At 62.6% G+C, this 11,900-nt stretch carries 11 protein-coding genes; 10 read left to right on the top strand and 1 reads right to left on the bottom strand.

What is annotated here, in order from left to right; all coding sequences use genetic code 11:
- Positions 1-5 precede the first annotated feature (5 nt).
- The 9 genes from BUB78_RS04245 (at position 6) to BUB78_RS04205 (ending at position 9,846) form a co-directional block, all read left to right on the top strand.
- Entirely contained in the window at positions 6-770 is a 765-nt protein-coding gene (locus tag BUB78_RS04245) for a transporter substrate-binding domain-containing protein (protein ID WP_073195373.1), read from the top strand.
- Positions 771-776: 6 nt separating this feature from the next.
- Positions 777-1,529, top strand: a complete 753-nt coding sequence (locus tag BUB78_RS04240; RefSeq protein ID WP_073195371.1) for an ABC transporter permease — start codon at positions 777-779, stop codon at positions 1,527-1,529.
- Complete coding sequence (locus BUB78_RS04235; RefSeq protein WP_073195369.1) at positions 1,526-2,311, top strand: ABC transporter permease; 786 nt, start codon at positions 1,526-1,528, stop codon at positions 2,309-2,311. Before BUB78_RS04240 ends, BUB78_RS04235 begins: the two co-directional genes overlap by 4 nt.
- A 114-nt stretch (positions 2,312-2,425) precedes the next feature.
- The gene (locus BUB78_RS04230) at positions 2,426-3,307 is read left to right on the top strand and encodes a LysR family transcriptional regulator (RefSeq protein WP_073195367.1); all 882 of its coding nucleotides are present in this window, start codon (positions 2,426-2,428) and stop codon (positions 3,305-3,307) included.
- 96 nt (positions 3,308-3,403) lie between these two features.
- Positions 3,404-4,855, top strand: coding sequence for an aldehyde dehydrogenase family protein (locus BUB78_RS04225; protein ID WP_073195366.1), 1,452 nt, complete (start codon positions 3,404-3,406; stop codon positions 4,853-4,855).
- Complete coding sequence (locus BUB78_RS04220) at positions 4,852-5,847, top strand: membrane dipeptidase (RefSeq protein ID WP_073195363.1); 996 nt, start codon at positions 4,852-4,854, stop codon at positions 5,845-5,847. Before BUB78_RS04225 ends, BUB78_RS04220 begins: the two co-directional genes overlap by 4 nt.
- Before the next feature lie 41 nt (positions 5,848-5,888).
- Positions 5,889-7,442 carry a BCCT family transporter gene (locus BUB78_RS04215; RefSeq protein ID WP_073195361.1) on the top strand — a complete coding sequence of 518 codons (1,554 nt, stop codon included), beginning with the start codon at positions 5,889-5,891 and terminating at the stop codon, positions 7,440-7,442.
- A 65-nt stretch (positions 7,443-7,507) separates the two neighbouring features.
- Positions 7,508-9,199, top strand: a complete 1,692-nt coding sequence (locus tag BUB78_RS04210; RefSeq protein ID WP_073195359.1) for a hypothetical protein — start codon at positions 7,508-7,510, stop codon at positions 9,197-9,199.
- On the top strand, positions 9,196-9,846 hold the full coding sequence (locus tag BUB78_RS04205) for a DUF3726 domain-containing protein (RefSeq protein ID WP_073195357.1): 651 nt from the start codon (positions 9,196-9,198) through the stop codon (positions 9,844-9,846). The genes BUB78_RS04210 and BUB78_RS04205 overlap by 4 nt, the downstream gene beginning before the upstream one ends.
- 4 nt (positions 9,847-9,850) lie before the next feature.
- On the opposite strand, the gene BUB78_RS04200 is transcribed toward BUB78_RS04205, so the two are convergent.
- Positions 9,851-10,438 (bottom strand): riboflavin synthase, encoded by a 588-nt coding sequence (locus tag BUB78_RS04200; protein WP_073195355.1) that lies wholly within the window; start codon positions 10,436-10,438, stop codon positions 9,851-9,853.
- A 142-nt stretch (positions 10,439-10,580) separates the two neighbouring features.
- Here BUB78_RS04200 and BUB78_RS04195 point away from each other — a divergent pair, with 142 nt between their 5' ends.
- The gene (locus BUB78_RS04195; protein WP_073195735.1) at positions 10,581-11,873 is read left to right on the top strand and encodes a capsule biosynthesis protein; all 1,293 of its coding nucleotides are present in this window, start codon (positions 10,581-10,583) and stop codon (positions 11,871-11,873) included.
- The last annotated feature ends 27 nt before the right edge of the window (positions 11,874-11,900 follow it).

Raw genomic sequence — 11,900 nt, 5'->3', positions numbered from 1 at the left:
CGACCATGACATTGAAAACCATCCTTGCCGCCGCCGCCCTTGGTGCGGTTGCCGCCACCGCCACCTTGGCCGAAGAGGTCAAGATCGGTATTGCCGCCGAACCCTATCCGCCCTTTGCCTCGGTTGATGCCTCGGGCACCTGGATCGGCTGGGAGGTTGAAGTGATCGACGCCGTTTGCGCCGCCGCCGCGCTGGATTGCGTGCTGACGCCGGTGGCCTGGGATGGCATCATCCCCTCGCTGACCGGCGGGCAGATCGACGCGATCATGGCGTCCATGTCGATCACCGAAGAGCGCATGAAAACCATCGACTTTTCCGAGGCTTACTACAACACGCCCACCGTGGTCGTCGGCGACAAGGCGCTTGATCTCGATGCCACGCCCGAGGGCCTCAAGGGCAAGATACTCGGCGTTCAGGCCTCGACCATCCATCAGGCCTATGCCCAGCAATATTTCACCGATGCCGCCGAAATCCGCATCTATCAGACCCAGGACGAGGCCAATCAGGATCTGGTTGCGGGCCGGATTGACGCCACGCAGGCCGATAGCATCGCCATGGCCGATTTCGTCTCGACCGATACCGGGGCCTGTTGCGAGGTCAAGGGCACCGTCGCCGATGATCCGGCGATCCTTGGTCAGGGTGTTGGCGCCGGTGTGCGCAAGGGCGATAGCGATCTGCGCGCGGCGCTCAACAAGGGCATCGCCACCATTCTGGCCGACGGCACCCATGCCGCGATCACCTCGCGCTACTTCAAAGCCAGCATCTACTAAGCCGGTTTGGAAAGCCTGCTCGATACCCTCGGGCTAAGCCAGTCCGTGCAACTTTTGTCGCTCTCGCCTCCGGGCTGGGGCGGCAACCTGTTGCGCGGGCTGGCCAACTCTTTGCAGATTGCGCTTGGGGCCTTTGGCTTTGGCTTGGTGATCGGGCTGTTCGGGGCCTATGGCAAGCTTTACGGCGGCCCGATCCTGCGCGATCTGCTGGCGATCTACACCACTGTGATCCGCGCGGTGCCCGAACTCGTGCTGATCCTGATCCTTTATTACGTGGGCAGCGACCTGATCAATCAGGCCTCTGTCGCCATGGGCTATGGCCGGGTCGAGATCAGCGGCGTCGTGGCCGGCATCTGGGTGCTTGGCGTGGTGCAGGGCGCCTATTCGACCGAGGTCTTACGCGGCGCCATTCAGGCGATCCCGCCCGGTCAACTTGAGGCCGCGCGCGCCTTTGGCATGCCGCCGCTGATGACGCTGCGGCGGGTGACGATCCCCGCGATGATGAGCTTTGCCACGCCTGGGCTGGCCAATCTGTGGCTGATCGCCACCAAGGATACCGCGCTTTTGGCCATCGTCGGCTTTAGCGAGCTGACCCTTGAAACCCGACAGGCGGCCGGCAGCACCCGCGCCTATTTCACGTTTTTCCTTGCCGCGGGCGCCCTTTACCTGATCGTCACGCTGTTTTCCGGCGCGCTTTTCGCGCGGATCGAGAAATGGGCGCGACGCGGGCAACACTCGCTCAAGGGGGGCATGAAATGACCGGCTGGCGCGCGTTCATGCAACCGCATCGGATCTTTCTGATGGCGCTTTTTGCCGGGCTGTTCCTGTGGTGCGCGCTCTCGCTTCGCTGGGACTGGCTGCCGGAATACGCCCCGCTCGCGCTTGAAGGGCTATGGCGCACGATCTGGATTTTGGTCGTCACAACCGTGCTTGGCTTTGCCCTTGCGGTGCCCCTTGGATTGGCGCAGGCCGTGGGCCCATGGTATCTTTCCGCCCCGGCAAAGGCATTCTGCACGGTGATCCGGGGCACGCCGCTCTTGCTGCAAATCTGGCTTTTATACTACGGGCTCGGCTCGCTTTTCCCGCAATTCCCGTGGATTCGCGGCTCTGAACTCTGGCCCTATCTGCGACAGGCCTGGCCCTACGCGGTGCTGGCGCTCACCCTGTCTTATGCAGGTTACGAGGGCGAGGTGATGCGCGGTGCCTTTGCCTCGGTCAACAAAGGTCAGCTTGAGGCCGCGCGCGCCTTTGGCATGCCGCGCCTGACCATGTTCCGCCGGATATGGCTGCCGCAGGCCATCCGCAATGTTCTGCCGACGCTTGGCGGGGAAACCATCCTGCAACTCAAGGCGACGCCTCTGGTGGCGACGATCACGGTGATCGAGATTTATTCGGTCTCAAGCCGGGTGCGCTCTGACACCTTCATTGTTTATGAACCGCTGCTTTTGCTGGCTCTGGTTTACATGATCATCGCCGGGATCATCGCCTTGGCGTTCAAAAAGATCGAAGACCGCGTGCCCGACCGCCCGCACCAAGGCTGATCGCGCCGTCGCGTCCCGCGCGGCAAGGGTCGCGAACCCCATAGACGGCACGGGCGCGCCCCTCTTATTCAGGATCACGCGACTTAAGCGGGCGAATCTTCAGGAGGGCTGAATTTGTCGATCAAAATCGAAATGCTGCGCTGTTTTCGCACCGTCGCCGATCACGGAAGCCTCGCCGAGGCCGCCACCGCGCTTGGGCGCACGCCCTCGGCGGTGTCGATGATGCTCAAGCAGTTCGAAGATCACATCGGCGCGCCGCTGTTCGAGACCGCGCGCAAATCGCGACTTACCCCCCTCGGCGAACTGGTACAGATCGAGGCCAGCCGCGAGCTGGCGCATTTTGACCGCACCATTTCCGCCATCGAAGGGCTGTCGCGCGCCGAGCTTGGCCATGTGCGCCTTGCGGTCACGCCCTCAGTCGCGCAGGCGGTGATGCCGCCGATCCTGCAAAGCTACATGACCGCCCATCCCGGCGTGCGCATCGACATGAGCGACAGCGATTCCGCCAGCGTTCAGCGCGAGCTGACCGCCGAGCGCGCCGATATCGGGCTGGCAAGCCTGCCGCCGATGCCGGGGTTTGACCGCCACCTTGTCTTTACCGATGCCTTCGGCCTTGTCTGTCGCGCCGATGATCCTTTGACGCGCGCATGGAAAACCCTTGGCTGGGGCAATCTGGCGGGTGAGAATTTCATCGCCAATGGCCTGTGCCAGCATATCACCGACGCCGATTTCGCGCCGATTCTGGCCAACTCGATGCTGATGGTGCACAACACCACCTCGATCCTGAGCCTGGTGCGCGCGGGCGTCGGGGTGACCGTTCTGCCGGAACTGACCGTGCTGCCGGAATTCTCCGATCTCGCGTTTTTGCCGCTCACCGACAGCACCGCCCGGCGCGAGGTCTGGATGGTGACACAGCCCGAGAAAATGCTGACCCCCGCCGCCCGTGTGCTGGCGCGCACGATCCGGCAGGCGAAGATTTCGGTCGATGGCGGCTGAAATTCAATTATGCTGAATTAAATTCAACAATTTTACGTTTGTTCTGAAGTTTGATCTGTGGCCTTTTATGCATGACGCAAGGAAAGGGATCAAACCATGGCCAAGACATATCTCAACTACATCGCAGGTGACTGGGTCGCCGGAGACGCAGAGATCGAAAACCGCAATCCGTCCGATATCAGCGACCTGATCGGGCTATACGCGCAGGCCAATCCCGATCAGCTTGAGCACGCGCTTGACGCCGCCCGCGCCGCCCAGATCGAATGGGCCGCCTACGGGATGGAGCGCAAGCAGGCCGTCTTGATGTCGATCGGCAACGAGATGATGGCGCGCGCCGAAGAGCTGGGCCGCCTGCTGAGCCGCGAAGAGGGCAAGCCCTTGGCCGAGGGCAAGGGCGAGGTGTTTCGGGCCGGTCAGTTCTTTACCTATTACGCCGCCGAATGCCTGCGCCAGCTTGGCGAGAATGCCGATTCCGTGCGCCCCGGTGTCGAGGTGGATGTGCGCCGCGAACCCATCGGCACCGTCGCCGTGATCAGCCCCTGGAACTTTCCCACCGCCACCGCCAGCTGGAAGATCGCACCGGCGCTTTGCTATGGCAACGCGGTGATCTGGAAGCCAGCCAACATGACCCCCGCCTCGGCCTATGCGCTGACCGAGATCATCTCGCGTCAGGATATCCCCAAGGGCCTGTTCAACCTTGTGATGGGCGCGGGCGGCAGCATTGGCCAGCGTCTGGTCGAAAGCCCAAAAGTGAACGCGATTTCCTTCACCGGCTCTGTGCCCGTGGGCAAGGGCATCGCAACCGCCGCGATCCAGAACCTGACCAAGGTGCAAATGGAAATGGGCAGCAAGAACGCACTTGCCGTGATGGAAGACGCCGATCTTGATCTGGCCGTCACCCTTGCGCTTGGCGGGGCCTTTGGCGGCACAGGGCAAAAATGCACCGCCTCCTCGCGCCTTGTGGTGCATGCGGGCATCCACGACGCCTTTGTCGAAAAGCTTGTGGCGGGGGCCGAGGCGATGAAGGTCGGCCACGCCTTTGAGGAAGGCACACAGCTTGGCCCGGTGGTCAGCGAAACCCAGCTTAACGAGAACCTCGCCTATGTCGATCTCGGCAAATCCGAGGGTGCCGAGCTTGCCTGTGGCGGCACGCGTGTGACCCGCGACACCGAGGGCTATTACATGACGCCCGGCGTGTTTGTTAACACCACCAACGCCATGCGCATCAACCGCGAGGAAATGTTCGCGCCGCTCACCTCGGTGATCAAGGTCGATGGCTATGAAGAGGCGCTCGCCGTCGTCAACGACACCAACTTCGGCCTGACCTCTGGAATCGTCACGCAAAGCCTTGCGCGCGCCACGCATTTCCGGCGCAACGCGCGCACCGGGGTTGTCACCGTCAACCTGCCGACGGCGGGCACCGATTACCACGTGCCCTTCGGCGGGCGCGGCGACAGTTCCTATGGCCCCCGCGAACAGGGCCGCGCGGCGGCGGAATTCTACACCACCGTCAAGACCGCCTATATCTCGGCAGGTGTGCCGAAATGAGCGTGGTGATCGACGGGCTGCAATACGCCAACTGGTCGGAAAAGGTGTTCCGCGAGATGCGCGCGGGCGGTGTGGACGCGGTGCATGTCACCATTTCCTATCACGAGAATTTCCGCGAAACCGTGCTGAATTTTGAGGCCTGGAACCGCTGGTTCGAGCGTTTTCCAGAGCTGATCTTTCAGGGGTTCACCGGCGACGACGTGCGCCGCGCCAAGGACACCGGGCGCACCGCGATCTTCTTTGGCTTTCAGAACCCCAGCCCGATCGAGGATGATATCGGTCTGGTCGAGATCCTGCACCGGCTTGGCGCGCGTTTCATGCAGCTGAGCTATAACAACCAGTCGCTTTTGGCGACGGGGTGTTACGAGGCCGAGGACCCCGGCATCACCCGCATGGGCCGTCAGGTGATCAAGGAAATGAACCGCGTCGGCCTTGTGGTCGATATGAGCCATTCCGCCGACCGCTCGACCATCGAGGCGGCCGATATCTCGACCCGCCCGATTACCATCACCCATGCCAATCTTCATAGCTGGCAGCCGGCCCTGCGCAACAAGCGCGACGATGTGATCCGCGCGGTCACGCAAAACGGCGGCATGATGGGATTTTCGCTTTATCCCCATCACCTCAAGGATAAATCCGACTGCACCGTCGACAGCTTTTGCGAGATGATCGCGCGCGCCGCGGAAACCTTTGGCGTCGCCCATTTCGGCATCGGCAGCGACCTCTGCCAGGATCAGCCCGACAGCATTGTCGAGTGGATGCGCACCGGGCGCTGGACCAAGGAAATCGACTATGGCGAAGGCTCTGCCTCTGCCCCCGGTTTCCCGCCCCAGCCCGTGTGGTTCCGCGACAACCGCGATTTCGGCAATATCCGCGAAGGGCTTGCCCGCACCGGCTTTGACGCAACCGAGGTTGACGCGCTGATGGGCGGCAACTGGCTTCGGTTCTTTGACGAAAACTTCACCCCGGCAGACGCGCCGCCGGATCACTAGGGCATCCTCGCCCCCCACGGACAACCCTTACGGAGGAATACATGTCCGACATCACCCACACGGATGCAGCCAAAGGGCAGATGCATCACATCAACAAGCCTCTGTTTGCCATAACCGGCGGCTTTATCGCGCTGTTCTGCGTGATTGCCCTGTTTGACCTCGATCTGTTGTCAAGCATGGTCGACACCGGTTTTGCCTGGTCGGCCAAGTATTTCGGCCTCTATTGGCAGCTTTTGTTGCTGGCCACCTTCCTGATCGGGCTTGTGCTTGTGGTTCTGCCCGGTGGGCGCGCGATCATGGGCGGGCTTGCCGCGCCTGAATTTCCGCTGTTCCAGTGGGGCGCGATGATCATGTGCACGCTTCTGGCCGGGGGCGGTGTGTTCTGGGCCGCAGGCGAGCCGATGGCGCATTTCCTGTCGTCACCACCGCATTTCGGTGCCGAAGCCGCCAGTGCCGCCGCCGTAAACCCCGCGCTTGCGCAAAGCTTCATGCACTGGGGCTTTCTCGCCTGGGCGATCCTTGGCGCGCTGACCACGGTCATGCTGATGCATTACCACTATGAAAAAGGTCTTCCGCTGGCGCCGCGCACCTTGCTGTACCCGGTGTTCGGCGATGCGGCGATCAAGGGGCCGATTGGCCTTATTGCCGATGCCTCCTGCATCATCGCCGTGGTGGCGGGCACCGTGGGGCCGATCGGTTTTCTCGGACTTCAGGTCAGCTATGGTCTGAACGCGCTGTTCGGCATTCCCGACGGGTTTGTCACCCAAGCGATGGTGATCCTGGCGCTTGTGGCGCTCTATACCGCCTCTGCGGCGTCGGGGCTGACCAAGGGTATCCAGATCCTGAGCCGGGTGAACGTGCTCCTTGCCGCCGCCTTGTTGCTGTTCATGCTGGTGGCCGGGCCGACGATGTTCATCTTCAAAAGCTTCTTCGGCGGCTTTGCCACCTATCTGACCGATTTCTTCCCGATGGCGCTTTATCGTGGCGAGGCGGGTGTGTTTGGCGAGCCGGGCTGGCTTGGCTGGTGGACGGTGTTCTTTTGGGGGTGGTTCCTTGGCTATGGTCCGCTGATGGCGATGTTCATCGCGCGCGTCAGCCGGGGGCGTTCGATCCGCTCTATCGTGATCATGCTGTCGATTGTGGCCCCCGTCGTGACCGCATTCTGGTTCACCATCGTCGGCGGCTCCGGCATCGCCTACGAGCTGGCCAATCAAGGCTCGGTCTCGACCGCCTTCGAGGGCTTCAACCTGCCCGCCGCCCTTCTGGCGATCACCCAGCAATTGCCGATGGGCTTTATCGTGTCGGTTCTGTTCCTGATCCTGACCACGATCTTCGTGGCCACGACCGGCGATTCGATGACCTATGTGATCGCGGTGGCCATGTCGAACGAGGACAGGCCCGCCCTGCCCGTGCGCCTGTTCTGGGGCGTAGCGATGGGAATCATGGCGATCATCCTGATCTATACCGGGGCCGGCGGCGTCGGCAAATTGCAAAGCTTTATCGTGGTCACGGCCGTGCCGGTGTCGCTTGTGCTTTTGCCCTCGCTTTGGGATGCGATCCGTATCACCCTTGCAAAAGGCCGCGAGATGCGCTGACATTTCAGGGCGGCCCTTTACCGGGGCCGCCCCGTTTAAATTCAAGACCGGAAAAGGACAGGCCAATGCAACAGACCGACAGCATTCGCATCGCGCCCCGCGACCCCAATGTGGTCATGCGTCTGGCCCGGCTTGGGTCTTTTCATCAATCCCGACTTTCTTTCATGCGCGTGCTTTTGCGCCGCCTCAAGGCCGAAAACTGGCAATTCGAGCGCGGTGTTTTCGACATCGACGCGCGCGGCGTCGGGCGCGCGGTCTATACCGCGCACGGGCCGCATCGCAGCTACTCGCTGATTGCCTTTGCCAATGACCTGCCGCCCGAGAAACGCTCGGACCGGGTGATTGCCACGGAATGGGACGCGACATTTACCCTGTTTGACGGCATCCCCACCCGCGCCGATCTTGAGCGCCTGTACCAAAACGTGCCCCGCCAGGAGGCCGGGCGCATCACCGAGACCGAGCTATCGCTGAGCCGCGCCAACCGCTCGGTGCGGCTCTGGGATTATGTGGTCGATTGCCTTGCGCACGGGCAACAGCCCGATCAGGGCCGGATTGACGATGTCGGCTATCTCATGCGCACCACCGCCGTTTATGGCTCGGGCAAGTTTGGCGCTGCGGATCGCGAAACCACCGCTGAGCGGGATGAGTTTCAGGCCCCCTTCCAGATCGAGATGCTGTCGGTTTTCCTGACCCGCGCCTTTGTGATGGATCTGGTCGAGCATATGGCCGCCCTGCGCGCGCCCGAGACCGCCGTGCCGCTGGCGCCCAAGCTGCGCCGCCGCTTTGGCATTGGCAATTCAACCGGGCTTGGCATGGCGCCGTTCATTTTGAACCATCCCGCGCTGCTCAACAACTGGATCGCGGCGCGCGAAGAGGCCTTGGCCCGTATTCGCGCCCTGCCCGAGGCCACCCCCGAAGCCGCGCAGAGCTTTTGCGACTTTGCCAAGCGCGCGCGCCTGCATGCGCAAAGCTGGCAGTCAGAGCACCCGATCCAGATTGCGAAACTGGACGACCTGCGCGCCGATATGGAGGCGCTGATTGCGCATCTGGCCGAGGCCGACCTGACAGGCGACATGCCCTGGAACCGCCTCTGGCTCTGGGGGGAAACCGCGCTTGCCGTCGAGGGGCAAGAGCTTTTGGCCTCGCTTTTGATGGAGCCCTACGGCGATCTGGTGGATGGGCTAAGCTGTTGCATGGCCGCCGATGAGGGTGCCACATGGCGCATCGACGGGGCGATGCAGGTGAGCGATCTGCGCGCCATCACCCAAGACGTCTATGGCTGGGCGCTTGAGATCGACTGGGCCGGGCGGGACGCAACCGCACGGGTCTGGTACACCTCCGAGGCAAAGCTTGAACCGCGCCTTGGCGAGCGGTTTGACGAGCCGATCGAACCCTATGAGCAACCGCTTTGCCCGGGGCGCGACGCCGCACGCATGTTTGCCGATCTGGCCGATTTCCCCAAGGGGCCGGTGGCCGGTTTCCTGCTCAAGCACCCCGAGCATCGCCACGTGGTGCGCCGCGCCCAGATCGCCGCGCGCCTTCCCTATGCCGAAATCCGCGACAACACGATTGACGCCAGCGTTCTGCCCATCGACATGCTGCGCGCCAAGCTGTCGTTCTTCGGGGCATGCCATTTCGATCCGCGCTCGGATCGCTGGCTGCGCATCAACATGTTTCAGCACGCGCCTTTCCCCGGCGAATTGGCGGGCGGCAATGCCGATGACTGGACCTACCCGTATCTGGAGGGCCGCGCATGACCTGGTCACTGAACGAAATCGAAGGCCTGTCGCGCAAGGCGGCGCGCGGTGCGGGGCTAAGCTGGGGCCTGGCGGAAGAGGCCGGCAAGGCCACCCGCTGGCTCTGTGCGGCGGGCTTGCCGGGGGCCGAGGCCTTGGCGGGCCTCTTGCGCCAGAATGACGGCGCGGAATACGAGACCCTCTGCCCGCTTGACGACACCGGCACATGGGCGGCCAAGGGCGGCGCGCTTTGTCCGTTGATCAGCGGCGCGGCGATTTGCGATCACGCCAAAGACATCGCAGAGGGCAAGGCGCTTGAGCTTGGCGAGACATCCTTTCCGCTTTTGTTGCTGCCTTATGTGGCCGCCGCCGCGCAGGATAACGAGACCACGCTGACACTGGAATGGCCGGGCCTCACGGTGAGCTTTGGTGCTGAGACATGCATCAACCAGACCATTCCCGGCGCGCTGGACCGTGACAGCGCCGCAGGTGTGCGCATCACCTCGGCCCCTGACGGGGACGGCACGCCGCTCGCGCCTGTGACGCGCGGCGATATTACGCCCGAGATCGCGCAGATCCTGACAGAGTTCGCCCATCGCACCTATGCGCCCGACACGGCCCAAAGCCGCCTTGCCGGGGCCGGCGCAGGGCTTAGCGATAACGACTAGGCGGTTATCCCACCTCGGCCAGCCGCGCCACATAGCGCGCCAGCGTGTCAATCTCGAGGTTGACCATATCCCCAGGCGCCACATCGCCCCATGTGGTGACCTCTTTGGTGTGGGGGATAAAGTTGATGCCGAAATCGCAACCCGACACCTCATTCACCGTCAGCGACGTGCCGTTCAGCGCGACCGAGCCCTTGGAGGCGATGAAGCGTGCCAACTCTTTGGGGGCGCGCAATGTCACGCGGGTGCTGTCGCCCTCGTCGCGCAGGCCAACCACCTCGGCCAGACCATCGACATGACCCGACACGATATGCCCGCCAAGTTCATCCCCGACCTTGAGGGCGCGTTCAAGGTTGACGCGCCGCCCCTCGGCCCATGCCGAAAGGTTGGTCTTTGAGACTGTCTCGGCCGAGATATCCACGTCAAACCAATCGGGGCCAAGCGCCACCACCGTCAGACACACCCCGTCACAGGCAATGGAGGCGCCAATATCGACACGGGTCGTGTCATACTTGGTGGTGATGCGCGCGCGCAGATCGCCGCGCTGTTCAACCTGCCGAATGCGGCCCACATCCGTGACGATGCCAGTAAACATTTAACCTGTCTCCCCTAGTCTTATGCCTTCGACCTAGCGGTGACGCCCGCCCATGGCAAGCGAGGGGCGCATTGCAGGGCTTATTTTTGCCGAAATGCTGCGCTATGAGGGGCGTGGCGAGTGGAAAGGGACAGCAAAGGCCATGACAGGTCTGACCGGGCAAAACCGCGCGTTCCTGTTTCTTCAGGGGCCGCACGGGCCATTTTTTCAGAAACTCGGGCAGATGCTGCGCCGGGCCAATGCGCAGGTCTGGCGTGTCGGTTTCAACGCCGGCGATCAGGCCTTCTGGCGCGACGCCAAGACCTATATCCCCTATACCGGCAGCGCGCTTGACTGGCCCGAGGCCTTTCGCCAAATTTTGACCAACAAAAACATCACCGATATCGTGCTTTACGGCGACACCCGCCCCATTCACGCACAGGCCGTGGCGATTGCGCGCGACGCGGGGCTGACGGTGCATGTCTATGAAGAGGGCTATATGCGGCCCTATTGGGTCACCTACGAGCGTGACGGAACCAATGGCAACTCAAAGCTCATGGAAATGAGCGTGCCGCAGATGCGCGCGGCGCTGGAAACCTCGGATATGGACACCGCCCTGCCGCCGGCAAGCTGGGGCGACATGCGTCAGCATATCTTCTATGGCGCGCTTTACCACGGCTTTGTCCTGCTCGCGAACCGGCGCTATCGCAATTTCCGCCCGCATCGCGCGCTGAGCGTGCGCGAGGAATTTCACCTTTATATCAAGCGTCTGTTGCTGATGCCGCTTCAGGCGATCGAGCGCCGCCTCGCCACCTGGCGCATCCGCCATGGCGGCTTTCCCTATCACCTTGCCCTGCTACAGCTTGAACATGACTCGTCTTTTCAGTCGCATTCGCCGTTCTCAAGCATGACCGAGTTTCTGGAAACCGTGATCGAGGGCTTTGCCCTTGGGGCGCCGCCGCATCATCATCTGGTGATCAAGGCGCATCCGCTTGAAGATGGCCGCGCCCCGATCCGCGCCGAGCTGCGCCGTCTGGTGCGTGCGCACGGGGTAAAGGGGCGGGTGCATTATGTGCGCGGCGGCAAGCTTGCACAACTTCTGGATGAGGCGCGCAGCGCGGTCACCGTCAATTCCACGGCCGCGCAACAGGTGCTCTGGCGCGGCATTCCGCTGCGCACTTTCGGACAGGCAGTCTATGCCAAACCCGAGTTTGTGAGCACCAAACCGCTGCGCGACTTCTTTGCCGGGGCCGAACGCCCGGACCGGCGCGCCTATACCGATTATCGCCGCTATCTGCTTGAAACCAGCCAGATTGCCGGCGGTTTTTACTCGGCGCAAGGGCGGCGCCAATTGCTGCGTCAAGCGGTCGATATGATGCTGGCACCAGAAGACCCCTATGACGCGCTCGAATCCGGCACCGCGGCCCCAAGGCAACAGTTGCGGATTGTCCCCTGACCTCTGACCTCGGTAACGCTGGATTTT

The sequence above is a fragment of the Roseovarius marisflavi genome (assembly GCF_900142625.1).
Taxonomy (GTDB): Bacteria; Pseudomonadota; Alphaproteobacteria; order Rhodobacterales; family Rhodobacteraceae; genus Roseovarius; species Roseovarius marisflavi.
The sequence above is the reverse complement of the archived record's forward strand: the minus strand, read 5'-3'. Positions and strand labels throughout refer to the sequence as shown.

Excerpts from the sequence above, each read along its gene's own strand:
- BUB78_RS04200 (WP_073195355.1), bottom strand. The coding sequence starts at position 10,438 with ATGTTTACTGGCATCGTCACGGATGTGGGCCGCATTCGGCAGGTTGAA.
- BUB78_RS04210 (WP_073195359.1), top strand. The coding sequence starts at position 7,508 with ATGCAACAGACCGACAGCATTCGCATCGCGCCCCGCGACCCCAATGTG.
- BUB78_RS04195 (WP_073195735.1), top strand. The coding sequence starts at position 10,581 with ATGACAGGTCTGACCGGGCAAAACCGCGCGTTCCTGTTTCTTCAGGGG.
- BUB78_RS04245 (WP_073195373.1), top strand. The coding sequence starts at position 6 with ATGACATTGAAAACCATCCTTGCCGCCGCCGCCCTTGGTGCGGTTGCC.
- BUB78_RS04215 (WP_073195361.1), top strand. The coding sequence starts at position 5,889 with ATGTCCGACATCACCCACACGGATGCAGCCAAAGGGCAGATGCATCAC.
- BUB78_RS04220 (WP_073195363.1), top strand. The coding sequence starts at position 4,852 with ATGAGCGTGGTGATCGACGGGCTGCAATACGCCAACTGGTCGGAAAAG.
- BUB78_RS04235 (WP_073195369.1), top strand. The coding sequence starts at position 1,526 with ATGACCGGCTGGCGCGCGTTCATGCAACCGCATCGGATCTTTCTGATG.
- BUB78_RS04205 (WP_073195357.1), top strand. The coding sequence starts at position 9,196 with ATGACCTGGTCACTGAACGAAATCGAAGGCCTGTCGCGCAAGGCGGCG.
- BUB78_RS04225 (WP_073195366.1), top strand. The coding sequence starts at position 3,404 with ATGGCCAAGACATATCTCAACTACATCGCAGGTGACTGGGTCGCCGGA.